General features: G+C 63.7%; 25 protein-coding genes. 10 read left to right on the forward strand and 15 right to left on the reverse strand.

Annotated elements, in window-relative coordinates; all coding sequences use genetic code 11:
* Positions 1–31: 31 nt before the first annotated feature.
* The 8 genes from NKJ64_RS05290 to ehuR all read right to left on the reverse strand — a co-directional run bounded on the left by NKJ64_RS05290 (position 32) and on the right by ehuR (position 7,789).
* Positions 32–1,024 (reverse strand): cyclodeaminase, encoded by a 993-nt coding sequence (locus tag NKJ64_RS05290; RefSeq protein ID WP_023749144.1) that lies wholly within the window; start codon positions 1,022–1,024, stop codon positions 32–34.
* A gap of 232 nt (positions 1,025–1,256) precedes the next feature.
* Positions 1,257–2,243 carry a hydroxyectoine utilization dehydratase EutB gene (eutB, locus tag NKJ64_RS05295; RefSeq protein ID WP_023735670.1) on the reverse strand — a complete coding sequence of 329 codons (987 nt, stop codon included), beginning with the start codon at positions 2,241–2,243 and terminating at the stop codon, positions 1,257–1,259.
* Positions 2,244–2,248: 5 nt separating this feature from the next.
* Positions 2,249–3,028 (reverse strand): ectoine utilization protein EutA, encoded by a 780-nt coding sequence (gene eutA / locus NKJ64_RS05300; RefSeq protein ID WP_023747990.1) that lies wholly within the window; start codon positions 3,026–3,028, stop codon positions 2,249–2,251.
* Positions 3,029–3,036: 8 nt separating this feature from the next.
* Entirely contained in the window at positions 3,037–3,696 is a 660-nt protein-coding gene (gene ehuD, locus NKJ64_RS05305; RefSeq protein WP_023709687.1) for an ectoine/hydroxyectoine ABC transporter permease subunit EhuD, read from the reverse strand.
* A 16-nt stretch (positions 3,697–3,712) separates the two neighbouring features.
* Complete coding sequence (gene ehuC / locus NKJ64_RS05310; protein WP_352462099.1) at positions 3,713–4,372, reverse strand: ectoine/hydroxyectoine ABC transporter permease subunit EhuC; 660 nt, start codon at positions 4,370–4,372, stop codon at positions 3,713–3,715.
* A 206-nt stretch (positions 4,373–4,578) separates the two neighbouring features.
* A complete protein-coding gene (gene ehuB / locus NKJ64_RS05315; RefSeq protein ID WP_023682674.1) occupies positions 4,579–5,430 on the reverse strand; it encodes an ectoine/hydroxyectoine ABC transporter substrate-binding protein EhuB in 852 nt (283 codons plus the stop codon).
* Positions 5,431–5,493: 63 nt separating this feature from the next.
* On the reverse strand, positions 5,494–6,279 hold the full coding sequence (gene ehuA / locus NKJ64_RS05320; protein WP_352462100.1) for an ectoine/hydroxyectoine ABC transporter ATP-binding protein EhuA: 786 nt from the start codon (positions 6,277–6,279) through the stop codon (positions 5,494–5,496).
* A 124-nt stretch (positions 6,280–6,403) separates the two neighbouring features.
* Positions 6,404–7,789: a MocR-like ectoine utilization transcription factor EhuR gene (gene ehuR / locus NKJ64_RS05325; RefSeq protein ID WP_023823550.1), complete on the reverse strand. Its 1,386-nt coding sequence runs from the start codon at positions 7,787–7,789 to the stop codon at positions 6,404–6,406.
* An 82-nt stretch (positions 7,790–7,871) separates the two neighbouring features.
* On the opposite strand from ehuR, the gene NKJ64_RS05330 reads away from it, so the two are divergent.
* The 4 genes from NKJ64_RS05330 (at position 7,872) to NKJ64_RS05345 (ending at position 12,505) form a co-directional block, all read left to right on the forward strand.
* On the forward strand, positions 7,872–8,360 hold the full coding sequence (locus tag NKJ64_RS05330) for an Lrp/AsnC family transcriptional regulator (protein ID WP_352446747.1): 489 nt from the start codon (positions 7,872–7,874) through the stop codon (positions 8,358–8,360).
* A 129-nt stretch (positions 8,361–8,489) separates the two neighbouring features.
* Entirely contained in the window at positions 8,490–9,983 is a 1,494-nt protein-coding gene (locus NKJ64_RS05335) for an NAD-dependent succinate-semialdehyde dehydrogenase (protein ID WP_352446748.1), read from the forward strand.
* Positions 9,984–10,013: 30 nt separating this feature from the next.
* The gene (locus NKJ64_RS05340; protein WP_352446749.1) at positions 10,014–11,393 is read left to right on the forward strand and encodes an aspartate aminotransferase family protein; all 1,380 of its coding nucleotides are present in this window, start codon (positions 10,014–10,016) and stop codon (positions 11,391–11,393) included.
* 8 nt (positions 11,394–11,401) lie between these two features.
* Positions 11,402–12,505, forward strand: coding sequence for an alcohol dehydrogenase family protein (locus NKJ64_RS05345; protein WP_023823554.1), 1,104 nt, complete (start codon positions 11,402–11,404; stop codon positions 12,503–12,505).
* Positions 12,506–12,525: 20 nt separating this feature from the next.
* Here NKJ64_RS05345 and NKJ64_RS05350 read toward each other — a convergent pair whose 3' ends face one another.
* Entirely contained in the window at positions 12,526–12,669 is a 144-nt protein-coding gene (locus NKJ64_RS05350; protein WP_352462101.1) for a hypothetical protein, read from the reverse strand.
* Between the two features lie 193 nt (positions 12,670–12,862).
* On the opposite strand from NKJ64_RS05350, the gene NKJ64_RS05355 reads away from it, so the two are divergent.
* The 6 genes from NKJ64_RS05355 to NKJ64_RS05380 are packed head-to-tail and all read left to right on the forward strand — an operon-like array spanning position 12,863 to position 17,689.
* Positions 12,863–13,534, forward strand: coding sequence for an amino acid ABC transporter permease (locus NKJ64_RS05355; protein ID WP_023823556.1), 672 nt, complete (start codon positions 12,863–12,865; stop codon positions 13,532–13,534).
* Positions 13,534–14,205, forward strand: a complete 672-nt coding sequence (locus tag NKJ64_RS05360; protein ID WP_023667866.1) for an amino acid ABC transporter permease — start codon at positions 13,534–13,536, stop codon at positions 14,203–14,205. The genes NKJ64_RS05355 and NKJ64_RS05360 overlap by 1 nt, the downstream gene beginning before the upstream one ends.
* Before the next feature lies 1 nt (position 14,206).
* Entirely contained in the window at positions 14,207–14,941 is a 735-nt protein-coding gene (locus tag NKJ64_RS05365) for an amino acid ABC transporter ATP-binding protein (protein ID WP_023710015.1), read from the forward strand.
* Positions 14,942–14,943: 2 nt separating this feature from the next.
* Positions 14,944–15,864 (forward strand): isoaspartyl peptidase/L-asparaginase, encoded by a 921-nt coding sequence (locus NKJ64_RS05370; RefSeq protein WP_023723327.1) that lies wholly within the window; start codon positions 14,944–14,946, stop codon positions 15,862–15,864.
* A 17-nt stretch (positions 15,865–15,881) separates the two neighbouring features.
* Complete coding sequence (locus tag NKJ64_RS05375) at positions 15,882–16,673, forward strand: transporter substrate-binding domain-containing protein (protein ID WP_352462103.1); 792 nt, start codon at positions 15,882–15,884, stop codon at positions 16,671–16,673.
* Complete coding sequence (locus NKJ64_RS05380; RefSeq protein ID WP_352462105.1) at positions 16,667–17,689, forward strand: LacI family DNA-binding transcriptional regulator; 1,023 nt, start codon at positions 16,667–16,669, stop codon at positions 17,687–17,689. The genes NKJ64_RS05375 and NKJ64_RS05380 overlap by 7 nt, the downstream gene beginning before the upstream one ends.
* 81 nt (positions 17,690–17,770) lie before the next feature.
* Here NKJ64_RS05380 and NKJ64_RS05385 read toward each other — a convergent pair whose 3' ends face one another.
* From NKJ64_RS05385 to NKJ64_RS05410, 6 genes are read right to left on the reverse strand one after another with little or no spacing between them, the layout of a single operon-like run.
* Positions 17,771–19,030 carry an ABC transporter substrate-binding protein gene (locus NKJ64_RS05385; RefSeq protein ID WP_023704754.1) on the reverse strand — a complete coding sequence of 420 codons (1,260 nt, stop codon included), beginning with the start codon at positions 19,028–19,030 and terminating at the stop codon, positions 17,771–17,773.
* Positions 19,031–19,066: 36 nt separating this feature from the next.
* Positions 19,067–19,495: a hypothetical protein gene (locus tag NKJ64_RS05390; RefSeq protein WP_023667860.1), complete on the reverse strand. Its 429-nt coding sequence runs from the start codon at positions 19,493–19,495 to the stop codon at positions 19,067–19,069.
* Positions 19,492–20,547: an aldo/keto reductase gene (locus NKJ64_RS05395; protein WP_023738367.1), complete on the reverse strand. Its 1,056-nt coding sequence runs from the start codon at positions 20,545–20,547 to the stop codon at positions 19,492–19,494. The genes NKJ64_RS05390 and NKJ64_RS05395 overlap by 4 nt, the downstream gene beginning before the upstream one ends.
* Positions 20,544–20,897, reverse strand: a complete 354-nt coding sequence (locus tag NKJ64_RS05400; RefSeq protein WP_023732249.1) for a TIGR04076 family protein — start codon at positions 20,895–20,897, stop codon at positions 20,544–20,546. The genes NKJ64_RS05395 and NKJ64_RS05400 overlap by 4 nt, the downstream gene beginning before the upstream one ends.
* Positions 20,898–21,386, reverse strand: a complete 489-nt coding sequence (locus NKJ64_RS05405) for a DUF3830 family protein (protein WP_023827975.1) — start codon at positions 21,384–21,386, stop codon at positions 20,898–20,900. It lies immediately after the preceding gene.
* Position 21,387: 1 nt separating this feature from the next.
* Positions 21,388–22,110: a GntR family transcriptional regulator gene (locus tag NKJ64_RS05410; RefSeq protein ID WP_023686960.1), complete on the reverse strand. Its 723-nt coding sequence runs from the start codon at positions 22,108–22,110 to the stop codon at positions 21,388–21,390.
* Positions 22,111–22,225 lie beyond the last annotated feature (115 nt).

The raw sequence follows: 22,225 nt of genomic DNA on the forward strand, positions 1-22,225 counted from the left end.
GTTCCACTTCCGGATCACGCTTTGGCCAGCATCAGCTTTCAAAAATGGTTCCGGCATTGGCCGCCCGCGCCCGGTTGCGAGCGAGCGTGGCGATCGCCGTATCCTGCACGCCGGTGCCGGTGAGGTCGGCGATGGTGATGTCGCTGGGTGAGCGCCTTCCGTGCCGTTCGCCGGCGATGATCTGGCCGAGTTCGGTGACCGCGGCATCGGCTCCCATCACGCCCGATGCGATGGCGTGATGCAGTTCTCCCAGACGCCGTGTCTGCTTGGCGCTGTCGGCGACATAGAGATCCGCCATGCGCAGGATCGCCGGCGCGATCTCGTTCTTGTGTTCGGCATCCGAGCCCATGGCGGTGATGTGCTGCCCGGCAACGACAAAGCCGGCCTTGATCAGCGGCTCGGTCGACGGCGTGGTGGTGACGATGATGTCGGCGCCGATGGTTGCTTTGGCTGCATCCGGCTCGGCGCGCACGAGAATGCCGAGCTTTTCGCGCAGCGCGCCTGCGGCCGTCTCCGCCTTGACCGCATCGCGCGCCCAGATACGTGCCTCGGCGATCGGCCGCACCAACATGAGCGCTTCGAGTTGCAGCCCGGCTTGCACGCCGGCGCCGAAGATTGCGGCGACGGACGAATCCGGCCGCGACAGATGCTTCGCCGCGACGGCGCCGGCAGCAGCGGTGCGGACATCTGTGAGATAGCCATTGTCCAGCAGCAGCGCCTCGACCACACCGGTTCTTGCCGAGAGCAACACCATCATGCCGCCCCCGCTGGGCAGACCGAGCTTCGGATTGTCGAAGAAGCCGGAGCTTATCTTAACGGCGAAACCGTCTATTCCAGGCACATAGGCCGACTTCACATCGACCTCGCCGCGCTGCTCGTGAATGTCCAACCGCAGGATCGGCGGCATCGCCACCGGCAATGTGGCGAGCGCGCGGAAAGCGTTTTCGACGCAGGCGACCGCGTCGAGATCGAGCGGCACGATTGTGCGCAGTTCCTTCTCGGTGAGGATGGTCATCGGACTCATGTGTCGCGCTCCGTACTAGCGCGCACCACGAAGGATAGTGTTCCGTCACACCCCCCTCTGGCCTGCCGGCCATCTCCCCCGCAAGGGGGGAGATTGGACTGCACTCCTGCCTTCGCCAATCTCCAGCGCAGCAAGAATAGCGACCGCATCGAAGCTGCCGATCTCCCCCCTTGCGGGGGAGATGTCCGGCAGGACAGAGGGGGGTGGGCGGGAATTCGGCGTGGGAGAGTTTTCATGCCGCGCGCTCCGCGATTGCGTCACCGCAGACGATCTTGCGATGCGTGTTCATGTCGATATTGCGGCCCGAGAGGAGAACCACCACCGGCCCGGTCGCCCTGACCTTGCCGGCGAGTAGCGCAGCGATGCCGACCGCGCCGGCGCCTTCGACGATCTCGCGCTCCTGTTCATAGGCATGCCGGATGCCGGCGGCGATCTCGTCCTCGGTGAGCAGGATGACGTCGTCGAGCAGATCGCGGCACATGGCGAAGGTCAGCCGGTTGTCGAGACCGATGCCGCCGCCGAGCGAATCCGCCAGCGTCGGCAACTCCTCGACCTCGACCGGACGGCCGGCATCGAGGCTGGCCTTCATCGCCGCGCCGCGCGCCATCGAAACGCCGATGATTTTTGTCCCGGGGCTGACGCCCTTGACGGCGGCGGCGATGCCCGAGGCGAGTCCACCACCGGAGAGCTGCACCAGGACGAGAGCGGCATCCGGGACCTGCTCGATCATCTCCAGTCCAAGCGTGCCTTGCCCGGCGACGATGGCGGGATGGTCGAAGGGCGGCAGCATCACCAGTCCCTCCTGCGCCACCAGCCGTTCGACCTCCTGCTGCGCCTCGTCCTGACTGTTGCCGATGATGCGGACATCCGCGCCAAGCCGACGGATTTCGTCGAGCTTGTTGCCCGGCACCAGTCGCGACATGCAGATCACCGCACGCATGCCTTCGAGCTTCGCGGCATGGGCCAGCGCACGGCCATGATTGCCGGTCGACGCCGCGACCACGCCGCGCGCCTTCTCCTCGGCGCTCAGCGAAGCAACGGCATTCGAGGCGCCGCGCAGCTTGAAGCTGCCGGTGGTCTGGCGGTGTTCAAGCTTGAGGTGGACGGGGATGCCCAGTCGTTCGGAAAGGCTGTGAGATAACCCTGTCGGCGTGCGTTCGATTTTGCCGGCAACTCGCTCCCGGGCGGCACGAATATCGTTAAGGGTGACTGTCGTCATGATCGTCAATCGCGCGGCAAAGGCAGCGTCATCAGACGGCCAAATTCGGGATGCGACGTCCCGTCGCCACACAACCGCAAACAATTCCAGGCGCTGGCCTGATTGCTGGTGACGACCGGGCGGTCGATCGCCTGTTCCATGCCGGGAACCGCGAGCGCTCCGCGCAATGCGGTGCAGGACACGAACAGTGCATCGGCCTGCGCATGCGTCGCCTCACGAGCCAGGTCGACGATCGCTGCCGGCGCAATGCGCGCCATCTCGCGATCGTCCTCGAAACCGAGACAGGTGAAGCTGAGGATATCGAAGCCACGTGCGGCGAAGTAAGCCGCCATCGGCCTGGAGGTTTGGACGGTGTAGGGGGTGAGGATGCTGATCTTTTTCGCGCCCAGCACCTGCAGCCCGCGCAGGCCGGCCATCGGCGGCGTGACCACAGGAACACCCGGCTTGGCAGACTGGATTGCGGCCTCGATTTCAGCGTCGCCAATCACCACCGAGGCCGAGGTGCAGGAGTAGCAGATCGCGTCGAGGTTTTCGTCGGGCAGGATCAGCGCCGCGCCCGCCGCAAGCTCCGGCTGCATCTTGCGGAGATTCTCGGGTGTGGTCGGATTCTTGTAGGGAATGCGCGCGACATAGACGCCGACCCGCTCGCTCGCCACCATGCGGCGGAAATCCGGTTCGCTGGTGTGGTCGGTGGCAAGGATGATCAGGCCGACGCGCTTTTCCAGCGGGCGCGCATCGAGCGCCGGCATTGTCGGCGTCAGCCTGATTTTGGGCAGCGGTTTCATCTTGAGAATTACCTTTCGATCTTGCCGTAGCGATGTTCCAGCCAGCGCAGCAGCACGACCGAGAAGAGGCTGATGACGAGGAAGAAGGCGCCGACCAGCGTGATCGGCTCGATGTAGCGATAATAGGTGTTGGCGACGCTCTTGGCCTGGTTCATCAGCTCCAGCACGGTGATCGCCGACAGCAGCGGCGTCTCCTTGAACATGGCGATGAAATAGTTGGCCAAAGCCGGGATCATCGGTGGGATCGCTTGCGGAATGATGATGTTGGTCCAGGTCTGCGTGGCGCTCAGATTGCAGGCCTTGGCCGCCTCCCACTGGCCGCGCGGCACGTTGTCGATACCGGCGCGATAGACTTCCGCCGTGTAGGTGCCGTAGTGCAAGCCGAGCCCGATGACGCCGGCGACCAGCGGCGGCAACAGGATGCCGAAATCCGGCAGCACGTAGAAGATGAAATAGAGCTGCACCAGAAGCGGCGTGCCGCGGATGAATTCGGCCGCCCAACCAACGGTGCGCGACAGCGCCTTGTTGGGCGAGCGTCGTGCTAGCGCGATGCCCAGACCCACGACAGCGGCCAGCACGGAGCCGAGCAGCGTTGCCAGGATGGTGATCTTCACGCCCTGGATCAGCGTCGGCAGGATCTCCCAGACGAAGTTCCAGTCCCAATCCATCAGGAAGCTCCGGCCATCAGACGCGCACCCCGTCGAGGCCGCGCGCCATGCGGCGTTCCAGAGAACGCACGCCCCAGGAGATGATCAGCGCCAGGGCGAAATAGATGATCAGGATGGTGGTGAACGGCGCCAGCGTGTTGCCAGTCTGCGAGCGCACGACCTGCGCCTGAAAGGTGAGATCGGCGAGCGAGATCAGCGACACCACGGAGGTCGCCTTGAGCAGCTCGATGGCGTTGTTGCCGAAGGTCGGCAGCATGACCAGCAGCGCCTGCGGCAGGATGACATGGCGCATACCTTGCCAGCGGCCGAGGTTGAGCGCGATGCAGGCTTCATATTGTTCGCGGCCGACCGACTGGATGGCGCCGCGTACCACCTCGGCCGCATAGGCGCCGACATTGAGGCCCAGCGCCAGCACACCCGCCTGCAGCGGGGTCAGTTCGAGGCCGATCAACGGCAACACGAAATAGGCAAAGAACAGCTGCACGAAGATCGAGGTGCCGCGGAAGAATTCTATATAGGCGGTGGCCAGCCAGCGCAGCGCAAAGAAGCGCGACACGCGGCCCATGCCGGCGAGGAAGGCCATGATCAGGGCGAGCACCGACCCCATCAGCGTCACCTCGATGGTGACAAGCGCTCCCTGCAATATCAGGCCGAGGTAGCCGGACCACTGGGTCATTCGGGTTCCAACGTTGGCGGTTAGCTTCCTTCTCCCCGTTCACGGAGAGAAGATGCCAGTCCACCCTCCGAAGCTGCAGCGCAGCTGCTGCGGAGGACGGGCAGGCAGATGAGGGGCAGCGCTAAATTCTCAGAACCTGGCGCCGCCCCTCATCCGGCCCTTCGGGCCACCTTCTCCCCGTGAACAGGGAGAAGGCAAAAACGGCGCTATTTCGCCGCGCAGAGCTTGTCCCGCGTGGTCGACATCGCGGCTGCGGCCGAGAAGCCGTAGGGCTCGATGATCTTGGCGAACTCGCCGGATTTCTTCAGCTTGGCGAGCTCGACATCGAAGGCATCGCGCAGGGCCTCATCGCCTTTCTTGAAGGCGGCGCCGTCGCAATAGACCGGCGCGCCGACCACCGGGGCGATGACTTCGAGGTTCGGATCGTTGGCTTTCTTGACGAGGTCGTTGATCGACAGGACGGGAAGCGAATAGGCATCGATGCGACCGTCCTGCAGCATCTTCAGGCCGCTCTGGCCGTCCGGCACGACGATGACGCGCTCGCGCGGCACGCCGGCGTTGAGCGCCAGCTTCTCCTCGGTGCCGCCACCGGGCGCGCCAATGGTGGCTGACGTGTCCTTGGCGACGTCCTCGTAGCTCTTGAAGCCCTTCGGATTGCCCTTCTTCACCAACATCGCCTCGGCGTCGCATAGCACCGGCTCGGAATAGACGACCGCCGCGCAACGCTCCGGCTTCATGAACAGGCCGGCGGTGACGACGTCGAAGCGGCCGGCCTGCAGGCCGGGGATCATCGCGCCATATTCGGAGATCGAAGCGACGATGTCGGCAACACCGAGACGCTTGAAGACCTCGCGCGCCACGTCGGGCGCCGCACCCGAAACTTTGCCGTCGGCGGCGACCGCCGTATAGGGCGGCTCGTTGGCGATCGCGACGCGGGCAAAGCCCTGCGCCTTCAATTGCTCGAGCTTGCTGTCATCGGCCGAACCGGTGCTCGACGCGGCGAGCACCGCCGTCAGTGCGAGACCGGCGACGCCGGCCAGAATGCCAAGTTTCTTCATTGTTCCCAACTCCTTGTTGTCTTCTTGGTTTTGTCTGGGGCGGTCTTCCGCCCCGCAAAGCGGTCAGACACGATGTCCGGCTGCGATGATCTTCTTCAGGAAGCCTTGCGTGCGCTCCTGCTTTGGATGGCGGAAAATCTCGTCTGGTTTGCCCTCTTCGACGATCTTGCCGCGGTCGAAGAACAGCACGCGGTCGGCGAAGTCGTGGGCAAAGCCCATCTCGTGGGTGACCAGCAGCATGGTCATGTCGGTCTCTGCGGCGAGCTTGCGCATGACATTCATCACCTCCTCGACCAGCTCCGGATCGAGGGCCGACGTCACCTCGTCGAACAGCATGATCTTCGGCGACAATGCCAGCGCACGGGCAATCGCCACGCGCTGCTTCTGGCCGCCGGACAGCTGCGCCGGCATCGACTTCGCCTTGTCGGCCATGCCGACCATGTCGAGCAGTTCCATGGCCCGCTTTTCAGCGGCGGCGCGAGGCGTGCCCTTGGTCAGCATCGGCGCCAGCGCGACGTTGTCCATGACGCATTTGTGCGGAAACAGATTGAACAGCTGGAAGACCATGCCGATCTTCTGCCGCATCTTGGTCAGGTGCCGCTCGTCGGCGGGCAGCAGCTGGCCGTTGCGCTCCATGTGATAGAGCTGCTCGCCATCGATCTGGATATGGCCGCCGTCGATCTTCTCCAGCGTCATCAGGATTCGCAGGATCGTCGTCTTGCCCGAGCCGGACGGGCCGATCAGCGCCAGCTTCTCGCCGGGCATGACCTGCATCGACAGGCCGTCCAGTACCTTGAACGAGCCGAAGCTCTTCGAAATGGCGTCGACCTTGATGATGGGTGAGGACAAATGAATTTCCCCTGCTGGAGAAGCCTGTGCCCTTAACGATGCGGAACGCGCCAAATCATGTCAATTGGGAAAATAAAATCATGACAATATTTCCGGCACTGCATGATTCCAGAGCAATTCCCGCTTAGATTGCGAGCAGCAGATGCTCCGGATCGCCAAGCAGCAACTTGGTGACAACGCCGAGGCCGGCGCGCAGTTCCCCCTCGGTGGTCGAGCCGAGCGAGATGCGCACCGCCGGATGCCAGGGCGCATCCGAGATGCGGAAGGAGGTGCCGGGCGCGATCGCCACGCCTTGCAGGCGGGCCTGGGCGACGAAGCTTTCCTCGGCACGGTCCGCGGGCAGTTGCAACCAGACATGCAGCCCGTCGCGCCTGGCGCGATAACCAACCCCGCCCAGCACCTCGGCTGCGATGTCCTGGCGGCGGCGCAATGCCGCCCGCTGCCAGCGAACGAGTTCCATCGCCGTGCCGTCGGTCACCCATTTGGTGGCGATCTCGGCCACCAGCGGCGTCGCCATCCAGTTCGACACCAGATGCCGGTTGGCAACGGCGGCGACATAGCGGTCGGGCGCCGCGAGATAGCCGATGCGCAGGCCAGGTACGGTGATCTTGGTGAAGGAAGTGACGTAGAGCGTGCGCTCCGGCGCAAAGGCGGCGACCGGCGGCGGCCGGTCCTCGATCAGCGGACCCAGCACATCGTTCTCGATGATGGCGATGTCGTGCTTGCGCGCGACCGCGGCGATCTCTTCGCGCCGCCGAGCGTCCATCAGCGTCGCCGTCGGGTTGATCACCGACGGTTGCACGAATACCGCGCGAATGTCGGTGAGCCGGCAGACCTCGTCCAACGCCTCCGGGATCAGGCCATTGCCGTCGATCGGCAGGCCTTCCAGGTTGAAGCCGAGATAGCGCGCCAGCGGCACCAGCGTGTGGTGGCCGATGGCCTCGGTGGCGACAGTCGATCCCGGCGGCGCAACGCTCATCAGCGCCACGGTCATCCCGGCGGTCGCGCCATTGGTCAGGCTGATATTCTGTGCGGAGGTGTCGAGCCCACACAGTTTCAGCCATTCGACAGCCACCGCGCGGTGACGCGGGAACACCATGTTGGGCCGGAACGACAACGCCGAACTGGATGGCAGGTTTTCGGCCAGCCAGCCCAGCGCCTGCTTCAGCCGCTCCAAATGCATCGGCTCGCAGACCGGCTTCAGGATTGACAGATCGATGACCTCGCCGAGGCGCTCCGGCAGATAGGGCGGCTCCGGGTCGCGGCGCTGCGTCTGGACAAAGCTGCCACGGCCGATCTCGCCCGAAATCAGGCCGCGCCGGATCAGTTCTTCGTAGGCGCGGCTGACCGTCTGCACCGACAGTTTTAAATCGTCTGCCAGCCTTCGATGCGTTGGAAGCCGCGCGCCCTTGGCCAGCCGCCCGTCATGAATGGCGCGGGCGAACTGGTCGGCCAGCGTTTGATAGGCTGGCCGGCGGATGAGCGCAGGGTCGGGTTGCCATAATGTCATGACTTAATAGAGATCGAAATCAGTGCAATTGACAATCGAAATAATGCGCCGTCATGGTGATGCCGACAAAAAGCGGACGCCGATGACATCAAAACTCGACGCGGTCGACCTCAGGATACTCGACGCCATCCAGCGCGACGGGCGCATCACCAAGCTGGCGCTGGCCGAACAGGTCGGGCTGTCGCCGACGCCGTGCTGGATGCGGCTGCGCAAGCTGGAGAAGGCAGGCATCGTCTCGGGCTACCACGCCAGGATCGCCATGCGCGTGGTGGCGCCGGTCGCCACCGTGTTGATGGAGGTGACGCTGGCCAGCCATCGCCAGGCCGATTTCGACCGCTTCGAACGCGTCATCCGCGACATCCCCGAAATCGTCGCCTGCTGGTCGGTGGGCGGCGGCGTCGACTATGTGGTCAAGGTGATGACGCGCGACATCGACGCCTATCAGCGGCTGGTCGACGGCCTGCTGCAGCGCGAGATCGGCATCGACCGCTACTTCACCTACATCGTCACCAAGACGGTGAAGGACGAAATCGTGCTACCGATAGCCGACCTGTTGCCGGCGTCGGCATAAGCCCGGAGAGAATGTCTGTCGGGGCGGCACAATAGAGAGACTCTCTCTCCTTCAGGGCGTCGAAACAGTCTCTCTGTCTGCATGTGACGGATAGTCTTCCCGCATCGTCCGATCCGGGAGGCCTCGACCATGTCCGCGCATTTTGCCCGCTCGCATCGCCATGAGGCACTCGACCGCCTCTCCGACCGCCGGCTGCTGCGCGAGCTTGCCTATGTCGATGGGCATTGGACCGCGAGCGAAGCGGCCGAAAGCTTTGAAGTCACCGATCCGGCCACAGGCGCGACGGTCGCGTTTGTCGCCGCGCTCGATGCGCAGCAAACGACAAGGGCAATCGGTGCCGCCGCGCGTGCCTTCCCGGCTTGGCGGTCACTGCTGCCGCAGGAGCGGTCGAGAATTCTGCGAAAATGGTTCGAGCTGATCATCGCGGCGAAAGACGACCTTGCCCTGCTGATGACTTTGGAACAGGGCAAGCCGCTGCAGGAATCGCTCGGCGAAATCGACTATGCCGCCTCTTTCCTCGAATGGTATGCCGAAGAGGCAAAGCGCCTCAATGCCGAGAGCGTCACCAGCCATCTGCCGAATGCCGAGATGATGGTGAGGCGCGAGCCGCTCGGTGTCGTCGGCGTCGTCACGCCTTGGAATTTTCCGGCGGCGATGCTGACCCGCAAGGCGGCGGCCGCCCTTGCCGCCGGCTGCACCATCGTCGCGCATCCTTCATCCGAGACGCCGCTGTCGGCGCTGGCGCTGGCGGAACTTGGCGAGCGCGCCGGCATGCCCGCCGGTGTCTTCAACGTCATCACCGGAAGGGCTGCAACCATCGTCGGCCGCATGTGCGAAGACCCGCGCGTCCGCGCCATGAGCTTTACCGGCTCGACGGAGATCGGCCGGTTGATCGCGGCACAGAGCGCGCCGACGATGAAGCGGCTGGTGATGGAGCTTGGCGGCCACGCGCCGCTGATCGTCTTTGCCGATACCGATCTGGACAAGGCGGTGTGCATCGCCATCGATGCCAAATTCGCCACCTCCGGCCAGGACTGCCTCGCCGCCAACCGCATCTACGTCCAGCGCCCCATCTACGATCGCTTCTGCGCCGCCTTCGCCAGGCGTATCGAGGCGCTGCGCACCGGCAACGGCCTTACCAACAAGATCGACATCGGGCCGCTGATGCATGAGCGTGCCGTCGCAAAGGTCGAAGAGCAGGTCGCCGATGCCATCGCTCGTGGCGCGCGCTGTCTCACCGGCGGCAAGCGGCATCAGGCCGGGCCGCTGTTCTACCAGCCGACGCTGCTGGCCGACGTCAGCGACGAAGCGCTGATCATGCGCGAGGAGACCTTTGGGCCGGTCGCCGCCGTCACGCCGTTCGACAGTGAGGACGAAGTGATCGCCCGTGCCAACGCCACAGAATATGGCCTGGTCGCCTATGTCGTTACCGAGAACGGCGCCCGCCAGCAGCGCCTGGGCCGCGCGCTCGACTACGGCATGCTCGCTATCAATCGCGTCAAGATCACCGGCGCGCCGATCCCATTCGGCGGCGTCAAGCAATCCGGCATCGGTCGCGAAGGCTCGCGCCATGGGCTCGAAGCTTTCACCGATCTGAAGTACCTCTGCCTGGACGTCGCATAGTCCGTCCGGCCATCCCTCAAGGAGTCAAAAATGCTCAACCAGTCCAACGAACTCAACGCCTGGGATCGCGACCATTTCTTCCATCCTTCGACCCATATGGGCACGCATGCGCGAGGCGAGAGCCCGACCCGCATCATGGCCGGCGGTGAAGGCGTCACCGTCTGGGACAACAATGGCAAGAAGAGCATCGATGCCTTTGCCGGTCTCTATTGCGTCAATGTCGGCTATGGCCGCCAAAAGATCGCGGATGCCATCGCCACCCAGGCGAAAAACCTCGCCTACTATCATGCCTATGTCGGCCACGGCACCGAGGCCTCGATCACGCTGGCCAAGATGATCATCGACCGCGCGCCGAAGGGCATGAGCAGGGTCTATTTCGGGCTCTCCGGTTCGGACGCCAACGAAACCAACATCAAGCTGATCTGGTACTACAACAACGTGCTTGGGCGGCCGGAGAAGAAGAAGATCATCTCGCGCTGGCGCGGCTATCACGGTTCGGGCGTGATGACGGGATCACTGACCGGGCTCGACCTGTTCCACAATGCCTTCGACCTGCCGCGCGCGCCGGTCCTGCACACCGAAGCGCCCTACTATTTCCGCCGCGCCGACCGCTCGATGAGCGAGGAGCAGTTCTCGCAGCATTGCGCCGACAAGCTTGAAGAGATGATCCTGGCCGAAGGTCCCGAAACCGTCGCCGCCTTCATCGGCGAGCCGATCCTCGGTACTGGCGGCATCGTGCCGCCGCCGGCCAGCTACTGGGAGAAGATCCAGGCGGTGCTGAAGAAGTATGACGTGCTGCTGGTCGCCGACGAGGTGGTGACGGGCTTCGGCCGTCTGGGCACCATGTTCGGCTCCGACCATTACGGCATCAAGCCGGACCTGATCACCATCGCCAAGGGCCTGACCTCGGCCTATGCGCCGCTGTCGGGCGTCATCGTTGCCGACAAGATGTGGCAGGTGCTGGTGCAGGGCTCCGACAAGCTTGGCTCGCTCGGCCATGGCTGGACCTATGCGGCGCACCCGATCTGCGTCGCCGCCGGCGTCGCCAATCTCGAACTGATCGACGAGATGGACCTGGTGACAAACGCCGATGAGACGGGCGCCTATTTCCGCGCCGAACTGGCCAAGGCCGTCGGCGGTCACAGACATGTCGGCGACGTGCGCGGCGATGGCATGCTGGCGGCAGTCGAATTTGTCGCCGACAAGGACGACCGGGTGTTCTTCGATGCTTCGCTCAAGATCGGGCCGCAGGTGGCGACAGCACTTGCCGCCAGCGGTGTCATCGGCCGCGCCATGCCGCAGGGCGACATCCTTGGCTTCGCGCCGCCGCTCTGCCTGACGCGTGAGGAAGCCGACATCGTCGTTTCGAAAACCGCCGATGCCGTCAACAGCGTGTTTGCCAACCTCTGAGATCGACGATGAATGCCATGACCAAGACCCTCCCCGCCACCATGGCCGCCGTGCTGCTCACCGGGCATGGCGGACCGGAAAAGCTCGTCTATCGCACCGATGTGAAAGTGCCTGTGCCTGCCGCCGGCGAGGTGCTGGTCAGGGTCAGCGCTTGCGGTATGAACAACACCGATGTCTGGGTACGCCAGGGCGCCTATGGCACGGAGGAGGACGCTGCCGCCGTGTCGACGTGGCGGCGGCAAGGCAACACGCTTACCTTCCCGCGCATCCAGGGCACCGACACGGTCGGCACCATCGCTGCCGTCGGCGAAGGCGTTTCCCCGGGCCGTATCGGCGAACGGGTAATGGTCGACTTTTCGATCTACAACCGCGACGACGATTCGCTCGCCGACATCGACTATATGGGCCACGGTCGCGACGGCGGGTACGCCGAGTACCAGACGGTGCCGGGCGAGAATGCGCATGTCGTCGATACTGACATGAGCGACGTCGAACTCGCCACCTTCTGCTGCGCCTACCTCACCGGCGAGCAGATGCTGGAGCGCGCCGGGCTGAAAACCGGCGAACGCGTGCTGGTCACCGGCGCCTCGGGCGGCGTCGGTTCCGGCATCGTGCAGCTGGCGCGGGCGCGCGGCGCCATTCCCTACGCCGTCGTCGGCAAGGGCAAGGAGCAGGCGGTGCGCGACATCGGCGCCGAAGCGGTTATTACCCGTGGGGTTGCCGATCTTCCCGCCGCCGTGAATGAAGCCACTGGCGGCCAGCCGATCGATGTGGTCGCCGATCTCGTCGGCGGCGCGATCTTCAACGACCTCTTGCGCATCCTGAGGCCCGAAGGCCGCTACACCACCGCCGGCGCGATTGCCGGTCCGGTTGTGCAGCTCGATCTCCGGACCATGTATCTGAAGCAGCTGCAACTGCACGGATCGAGCCAGGGGACGCGCGCCGACTTCCGCCGCATCGTTGGATACATCGAAGCGAAGAAAATCCGGCCGCTGGTCGCCGGTGTCTACAAACTGTCCGATTTCCACAAGGCGCAGGCCGACTTCATCGCCAAGGATTTCGTCGGCAAGCTGGTGGTTGTGCCGGACGCCATGTGGAACATCCGCGCATAACGGCTCTCAACGCTCCTACGTCAGAGCGCGTCGTAAACGGCATCAATCAATACCTTGCGGCGTGGATCGACGTCGTCGAAACCCAGCATGCGGTTGGTGACGTAGCCGAATCCGACGCCGGCGCCGGGATCGGCAAAAACCGAGGGCGCCGCCCCAGCCGCCATCGCAGCGACGCGCGGCTGGCATAGGCGGCGTCGTCGAGTTGAAAGCCGGCGGCGAATTGCCGGCGCTTGAGACATAGCGCGCATGAGCGAAATCATCGCAACGAATGCATCCACAGGCCGGCAACCAGACCCTGCATCTTGACAGACGAGGCGAAAGCCAAAAGAGTGAAACCGGTTTCACTGGGGACCGCCGGTGCATTTCGATCTGTCCATTCTGCTCCCGCATCTGGGTTTTCTGGCGCGCGGCGCCGAACTTACGGCGGCGGCTTGCGCGCTGTCGCTGGTGGGAAGCGTCGTCATGGGCGCGTTGGTGGCGATCGCACGCACCTCCGCCTCGGCACTGCTTCGACGGATCGCCTTCGTCTATGTCGATCTCTTCCGCAATGTGCCGTTCATCGTCCAGCTGTTCTTCTTCTATTACGGCCTGCCCGAGCTCGGCATTTACATCGATGCCTTCACCACCGGCGTCGTGGCCCTTTCCATTGCCGGCGGCGCCTATGCCTCAGACATCATTCGCGCCGGCATCCTCGCCATCGACCAGGGCATCATCGAGGCCGCTGAAGTGAGCGGCCTGTCCAGGCGCAAGATCTTTACCCGCATCGTGCTGCCGATTGCGCTGCGCACCTCCGTGCGACCGCTCGGATCCGTGCTCATCAACATGATCCTTACGTCCTCGATCCTCTCGACCATCACGCTCAACGAGCTCACCGGCTCAGCCCAGATCGTCGTCTCGCAGACCTATCGGCCCTTCGAGGTCTATGTGGTGCTGCTCTGTGCCTATGCGGCCCTGACCTATCTGGTCTCGCTGGGCGTCACCCTGCTCCACCGCCATCTCAATCGGGACATGATGGAGGCGGTCGACTGATGCGGTTCAGCGACTTCACCTCCTACGACCTGATCCTGCTGGCGCAAGGTCTCGGCACCAACATCGCGCTGTTTCTCGTCACCTCTCTGATCGGACTGCTGATTGGCCTGAGCTGGGCACTGGTGCGGTTCTACCGTGTGCCGGTTCTGGCCCAGGTCGTCACCTTCCTGTCGGAGCTGTTGAAGAACTCGCCGGTGTTGGTGCAGCTGTTCCTGGTGTTCTTCGGCCTGCCGGCCCTGTTGCATATAAGGGTGACGCCGGTCACCGCAGCGACCATCACTCTGTCGGCGAACACCGCGGCCTTCGTCTATGTCATCGCGGTCTCGGCGATCGAGTCGATCGAACGCGAGCAGGTCGAGGCCGCGCGTGTCTTCGGCCTGACCCGGTGGCAGGTCCTGCGCCATATCGTTTCGCCCCAGGCTGCCGCCTTCGCGGTCGGCCCGCTCGTCGCGCTGCTGGTCAACCAGCTTCAGGTGACGTCGCTGATTTCTGTCATCGGCGTCGTCGACCTGACCAAGATCGGCCACATCCTCAACATGCGCACCTTGAAGCCGTTCGTGGTCTGGACCGTCGTCGGGCTGCTCTACTATGGCGCGGCAAAGCTGGTCGCCCTGCTTGGCGAGCGTCTTGAAAACCGCCTGCGGGCGCACAGCGCCTGGCGGGGGCTTTAACATGCTCAAGATCGAAAACGTGCACAAAGCGTTCGGCGAGGTCACTGTGCTGGACGGCGTCGACCTGACGATCGCGCCCGGCGAAGTGGTCTCGATCCTCGGGTCGTCGGGGTCCGGCAAGTCGACACTGATCCGTTGCATCAACGGCCTCGAAAAGCTGAAGTCGGGCCGCATCACGGTCGACGATTTCGATGTCAGCAAGCCGAAGGAGCTGGCCGAGGCGCGCAAGCGCTCAGGCACCGTCTTCCAGCTGTTCAACCTCTATCCGCATATGAGCGCGCTTCAGAACATTACGCTCGCCCCGATCGAGGTGCTGAAGATGCCGCGCCCTGAGGCCGAGGCGCTGGCGCGCAAGCTGCTCGAGTCCGTCGGCCTCGCCGATCGGGCCAACGCCTACCCGGCGCAGTTGTCGGGCGGGCAGCGCCAGCGTGTCGGCATCTGCCGGGCGCTCGCCATGCAGCCGCGCTATCTGCTGCTCGATGAAGTCACCAGCGCGCTCGACCCGGAAATGACTTCCGAGGTGCTGGCCATCCTGGCAAAGCTCGCCGCGCAAGGCACGACGATGCTGTTCGTCACCCACGAGATCGAATTCGCGCGCGAGATTTCCAACCGCATCGTCTTCCTCGACAAGGGCAGGCTGGTGGTCGATCTGCCGACGGATCGTTTCTTCGCCGCGGACGGCGGCCGGGCGCAGCCGCGGGTTGCGCAGTTTCTCTCCAGGATGCGCAAGGACTAGGAATGCTGCTGTTAGCCAACAACGAAGCATGGCCGGGATTCGAGACCTCGGTGCAAATGCTGCGCGATGGCGCCGTCAGCCTGGACGCGATGGTTGCCGGCATCGGCATGGTGGAGAAAGAGGTCAAGGTTCGAAGCGTCGGCTATGGCGGCTGGCCGAACATGCTGGGCGAGATGGAGTTCGACGCCGGCGTCATGGATGGCAATACACGAGAGGTCGGTTCAGTCGGCGCTGTGCCAAGGACCTTGGCGGTCGCTGCCCTGGCGCACCAGGTGATGAAGCGCCTGCCGCATGTGATGCTGACCGGCGAAGGGGCGCGGCGCTTTGCCAGCGAAATCGGTTTTGCCGAAGACGAAGTCTTGTTCGAGGACTCTAAGCGCGTCTGGTGGGAGCGGCTGCAACAGGAACTCACACCGCAACAGCTGGCGAAATTCCCCGATATCGATCTGGCGCCGCTCAGCCGTACTATAACCGATCCCGAGCGCGTCCGCGACACCACCGTCTTCCTGTCGGCGGATGCGCGGCGCGGCATCCATGCCGCGACTTCGACCTCGGGCTGGGCCTGGAAATATCCGGGCCGGCTCGGCGATTCTCCCATTCCCGGCGCAGGCTTTTACGCCGACAGCCGCTATGGTGCGGCGGCGTGCACCCATACCGGCGAGATGACGATGCGCTGCACGACCGCGCGGACCGTCGTGCTGGCCATGAAGCTTGGCCGATCCTTGTCGGATGCGGTCGCGCTGGCGGTCGAGGAACTCGGTGAACTCGACACCGGCTTCCTAGCCGGCGTGGTCATCCACGCCGTCGACGCCGAGCAGAACCATGAGGTGGTAAATTTCAGATGCGAGGGCGAGGTCCGCTACTGGCTCTGGAAGGATTGCATGTCCGCACCCGAATTGCGGGCAGCAAAGCGTGTCACTTGAAAATAAGGAGAGGAACCATGAAGACCCTACTGCGTGCCTTCGCCGCGCTGGCCATCGTGGCCGGTTCGGCATTTCCAGCCCTTGCCGGCATGATTGACGACATCCGCTCACGCGGCACCATTCGCATCGGCGTATCGCTCGGCGGCGAGCCGATCGGCTTTCGGGATGCACAAAACAACCCTGTCGGCTACGATGTCGATGTCGCGACGCTGCTGGCGCAAAAGCTCGGCGTGCCGGTCGAGTTCGTCGACGTCTCGGGCGATGCGCGTATTTCCATGCTGGTGTCGGGACAGATCGATGTCGCGGTCGCAAACACCTCGGCAACGCTCGAGCGGGCCAAGACCGTCAACTTCACCATCCCCTACAACCGGGCCGGGCTGCGCGTCATCGTCCAGAAGGATGCCGGGATAACCGACCTCAAGGGGCTCGCCGGCAAGAAGGTTGTCGTCGGCCGCGGCACCACGGGCGAAACCTTCCTCAAGGCAGCCGTGCCGGACGCAGAGCTCGTTTATGTCGACCAGTTCGCGCCCGACGGGGTTCTGCAGCTGCAACAGAAGCGCGTCGATGCGGCGATCGAGGATTCCTCGCTGCTCGATTACCTCGCAACCAAGACACCGAGCCTGGTGACGCTGCCTGGCCTCTATTCCAACGATCCGATCGGCATCGCGGTCGCCAAGGGCGATCCCGAATTCGTCCGCTGGCTCGACATGTTCGTGTCCGACTTCATCCAGTCGGGCACCTACGAGGCGACCTACAAGAAGTGGTGGGGGCCGGACTCCAACCCGCCGGCGCTCAACCCGCTGTGGTGACACCCACTACCGGTAACCGATCGGCGCACACTCGAGGCGCCGTCGCAACGATCGCCGATGTCGCGCGGCTGGCAGGCGTGTCGCGTGCCGCGGCCAGCCGTGCGCTGTCGAGCGGACCGCGACCGGTCTCGGCGGACAAACGCGAACGTGTCGTGCAGGCCGCCGCGCAGCTCGGCTACAAACCCAATCTCCTGGCGCAAAGCCTGACCACCAAGACCGTCAATCTGGTTGCCGTCGTGGTCAACCACATTCACGACCTTTCAGATCTCGACCTGTTCGACCGGCTGCTCGACGCAATCCAGTCGATCGGCAAGCAGGTCATCCTCATCCGCATCGGCTCGGCGGAAGGGGTCGAGGATTTTCTGCGCAACGGCGTTGCCTATCATGTCGATGCCGCCGTGGTGTTCTCCGACTTTGCCGATGCAGCGACGGTGCGGCGCATGTTTCGCTCGAACCTGGTCATCATGCTGAACGGACTGCATGACGATCTGTCACCCACCGTCATTCCCGATGAAGGCGTCGGCATCGCCGAGGCCGTGGCGGATGCGGCGGCCAAGCGCGCGCGCACGGCCAGCCTGCTGACCGGCCGTTCGTCCTCGCGGGTCGAACAGCTGCGCATCGGCCACTACCTCGAAGCGTTCCGGCATCATGGAATTGAACTGCTGCAGACGGTCCAGGGAGACTATTCCTACGAGTCGGGCTATGCGGCAGCCGCCGGCCTGACGGGACGCGGCTGTCCCGATGCGGTCTTTTGTACGTCCGACGCGATGGCCATGGGTGTTCTGGATGTCTGCCGGGCGGATTTCCCCGACAACCGGCCCAGCCGCTTCCGCCTCTATGGCTTCGACAATGTGTCCCTGACCAATTTCGACGCCTACCCGATATCGTCAATCGGCTACGACAAATCAGACTATGTGGGTCATATCGTTGGCGCCCTCTCCAATCCGCAGGTCTTCATGCCCGGCCAGCCGCCTGTCGTTATATTGACCCGGCTGATTTCGCGCTTGACCGCGTAACTAGCGCCGATGTTGGACTGCTTGTCCGGCGTCGATCTCCCAGAGATCGAACGGCGATCGCGCCGGACAATGTACCAGCGCCTACTGCAATTTCGCCTGCAGCGCGTTGACGTCGTCGGTTGTCATTTCACCGTCGGTCGTCACCTTGCCGTCGACGATCTTCCACAACCGGAACGGGCCGGTGATGTCGCCATATTTGTCGAAGCTGACCGGACCGATGACGCCTTCATAGCGGATCGGCTTGCCATCCTTGATCAGGCCGAGCGCCTTGGCGAATTCGTCCTTGCCTGCAAAGATCGGTGTGCCGGCCGGATCGACCGCCTTGTACATGGCATCCTTGATCTTGGCTGGATCCTCGGAGCCGGCAATGGCAATGGCGAGGCCGACAATGGCGCCGGCATCATAGGAACGGTCGGCTGCCGGGTTCGACGGCTCGATACCCGAAAACTCCTTGTAGTTTTTGAGGAAGTAGTCGGTGGAGGCCGTCGGGCTGGTGCCGGAAGAGGTGCCATAAGCATCCTTGAGATAATCGGCGCCGACGGATTCGATGAAGTCCGGGCTGTTCATGCCGTCATTGAGCAGGAATTTCTGCACGCCGCCCTGCGATATCCAGGTGCGGGCGACCGTTGCGCCGTCGACCGGCGTGCTGACGAGGTAGAGCCCGTCCGGCTCGCCTCCCATCGCCGCCGTCACTTCCGAAGCATAGCTCGACTGCTTTTCATTATAGGGCGTGTCGGAGACGATGGTGCCGCCGAGCGCTTTGTAGGCACGCGAGAATTCGGCCACCATGTTGACGCCGAAGTCGTTGTTGACATGGATGATCGACAGTTTCTTGAAGCCCTTGTCGATGGCGTATTTGGCGGCGGCCACGCCTTGCAGCGCATCCGACGTGATGGTGCGGAAGAAGATGCCGTTGGTCTTGCCGTCGCGGCCAAGGGCGGTCAGCGTCGGCGAGGACGAAGCCGGCGACACCTGCACGATCTTGGCCGGCCCGGTGACCGAGGTCAAAATCGGGATCGACACGGAGGAGATGATGCCGCCGATGATCACCGGCACCTTCTTGACCTGTACCAGCTGGGTCGCGGCATCGACCGCGATATTGCCCTGGCTCTGGCTGTCGCGCGTGTCGGTTGCGAGATCGCAGCCGCGTACGCCACCGGCTTCATTGATGTCGCGGAAGGCCATTTCGACGGACTTCGCGCCGGCCTGGCCGTATTCGCCGGCCGGACCGGTGAGCTCCATGACCAGGCCGACGGTGATCTTGCAGTCCGCTGCGTGTGCGGCGCCGGCCATCGTCACGAGAGCCAGTGCTGTGGTGATTTGAAGTATCGTCTTCTTCATTGCCGTTCCCCTTTTCTTGTTTGAACTTTTGCCTGTTCAGCCTTCCGGCGCCTGCAGCCAGGTCTCATGCAGATGCCGCCATTCGACGCCGTTTGGTGCCGATGAACTGGTGGTGAAGACCGCACTGGACTGCCGGCGACTGTGTTTGCCGGCGCGCAGTTGCGCCTCGATGTAGAAGATGACGATCGTGTCCGCGTCCTGCCAACCCGGCCTGATGTCCTCGATCGATATGGCAAAACCGTCGTCGCAAGTGGCGCGGCTTGTCCGGACATGATCTACGACCGCGTCGCGATCGAGGATCTGGCCATTCGGCGCCACCATGGTGAGGCCTTCGCCCATGACAGCCTCGAAGCGGCCGAACTCCACAGCGTCGGCTCGCGCGGCGACAAACCAGTCGACGAAGAAGCGATGCAGGTCGATGATTTCAGCGCTGGCACGCGAAAAAAGGGAAGGCTCTCCGCTCATTTCTTCCCCGCATTGAGGTTGTAATGCATGATCGAGCCATGGCGGCCGTGACGGTCGCGCTCCAGCGTGTAGACATCGCCCGCGAGGCCGGTGCCTTGTGCGATGGCGGCAGCAATCCGCGCGCGATCGTCGGCGTCAAGCGCGACGTCCATGATTTTCGTATTGGCCAGCGCATGTGCCTGGTTGCGCGCACCGACAATGACGGCCGCGACCTGCGGCTGCTCGAGCACCCATGCCGAGGCGATGGTGGCGATGTCGACGCCGTGGCGATCGCCGACCGCTTTCAGCGCCTTGAGCAGGGACTGGAACAGCTCCCAGCCGCCGAAGTCGTCGATGATCAGCTTGTATTTGACCAGCGAGCGGTTTTCGAGCGGCGTGGAGGGCTCGGCCACGCCAAGCCATTTGTCGCTGAGGAAGCCGCCGGCCACCGAGCCGTAGCAGAGGAAGCGGACACCGTTCTTAGCGGCAAGACCCGCAAGGCTGTTTGCCGGCCGCTGGTCGAGCACTGAATATTGCAGTTGCTGGCTGACCAGCGGGATGCCCGCGGAGAGGATTTCGGCTAGCCTCGGCGTATCGAAATTGGTGGTGCCGAGATTGCGCACCTTGCCTTCCAGCCGAAGCTCGTCGAGCCAACCCATCGCCTCGACGTAACGAGGCTGGTCATAATCCCACCAGTGAAACTGCACGAGATCGATCCGCTCCGTCTTCAGCCTGCGAAGCGACTGATCGACGATGCCCCTGATGTAGTCGCGGCTGATGCTTGCCAGTCGTTCGAGGTCCGGCACCAGCTTGGTGTGCACCTTCATCCTGGCCGCGACATCGAGACCGCGATCGCGCGCCAGCCGCAGGCGCGCGGCGCCGATCAGTTCCTCGACGCCGGTGTAGATGTCGGCGCAATCATAGGTCCAGATGCCGGCATCGAAAGTGGCGATCAGGTCGGTCACCGCCTGGCTGCGGTCGACGGCGCCATGGCCACCGGCGAGCTGCCAGCCGCCGCGGATGACGCGCGAGATCGTATAGCCGGGGCTGAGTTCGATCGTCCTGGCGCTCATCTTTTGTCGGTCTCCTTCGGCAGCGGCACGGCCGTGGTTTCGGCATGGCTGAACCGCCGCTTGGCAAGCCTGACGATGCGGAGCCGGCTGGCGCAATTGGGATCGGGACAGGCGATCTCGGCATCCGAGGTCATCCAGTCATTTGCATGCGTCGGGCGCTGCTTTGCCGCCAGGAGCGGCAACACGGCCGAGATCGAATAGATCGAAAAACCCTGCCCTGCCGGCAGCGAGAGCATTTCGCCCTTGAGTTCGAAATAGTCGCCGGCCCTGGCGCCGCAATAGACCGGCTTGCCCTCGGGGATGACCGCTTCGACGCGCAGATCGAAGAGTTCGAAACTGTCGTCGGCCATTCAGGCCTCCACCAGGCTGAAGGTGATGTCACAGGCGCCGTTGCGGCGGATGAAGCCGCAGGCGGCGGCAAACTGATCGCGCTCTCCGGCAAGCACTTGCGCGACCACGCTGCCGGCCAGCCAGCCGATCGGGAACAGCAGCCGCGCCCCCTGCCCGTAGTACAGGCCGATATCGAAGATGGCATTGGGATTGCCGCCCCACACGCGTGGCGGCACATAGGACAGCACGATATCGCCGGGCTGCGGCGTCAGCGTTGCATTCTCCGGTGGCAAAGACTGGGCATAGGCCTGGCCGTGGAGATCGGCTGACGGAACCGGGCACGAGATTTCCGGTCCTGTCCACATCGCATGGATGCCTGGGATGATGCGTGGCTGCGCCAGATACGCCAGCAGGAAGGCGGCATTCTCCGGCGCCTTTTCGGGCAATAGCAGCGCCGTCACGGAAAGCTTCGAGCGTGGTTCTGTGATGCCGATGGCGGGCTTGGGCATGTCAGTCCTTCGCCGATTGAAGTTTGTCGCGCAGGAAGGCGAAGGGGCGGCTGATGTCGGCTACCAGCGCCTCGCGCGCCGCTTGCGCATCCTGTTTGGCAAGTGCCGCGACAATTCGACGATGATAGTGGGCGGTATCAACCTCGCCTGCCTCGGAGAAGGCATAGATGGCGACGCGGATGCAGGGACCCGATTGAAGCCAGAGGCTTTCGATCATCGGGATCAGCACAGCCGAGCCGCAGCAGCGGTAGATCTCAAAATGGAAGCTCTGGTTGAGCGTCGCTTCGCGATCGATATCCTTCTTGTGCTTCAGGGCCCGCATCTCGTCCCACTCGCCCAGCATGGCTTCGATCGATGCGATCTGGCGCGGGCTCATGCGCCTGGCGGCAAGCGCTATCGCTTCGCCTTCGATGAGGGAGCGGGCACGCAGGAGGTCGTCGATGCGCTCCAGCGTGATCGGCGGCACGCGCACGGAACGGTTGGGCAGCGCCTCCAGCGCCTTTTCCGTGATCAGCCGGCCGAGCGCTTCGCGTACCGGCATGGTCGAGGTGACCAGCGCATCGGCAAGACCACGGATGGTCAGCACCTGGTTTGGCTCGAAAAGGCCACCGATCAGAGCACGGCGCAACTCGGAATAGACGCGATCCTGCACCGTCTCGCGGCCGACCGGCGTAAGCTGGGCTGCGATCGTCTCGTTGTTCTTTTCGATGGCAGCCTTCTGCATTACCGGCATTTGCCCCGTTTTCGGCTTGCGAATGAAATTAAAGCCGAATAGCGTGATCAACGCAAGTGTGATCACAAATCAAAAATCAGGAGGCGACAACGATCGTCTTCGGCCA

The sequence above is a fragment of the Mesorhizobium sp. M0062 genome (assembly GCF_040323125.1).
Lineage (GTDB): Bacteria > Pseudomonadota > Alphaproteobacteria > Rhizobiales > Rhizobiaceae > Mesorhizobium.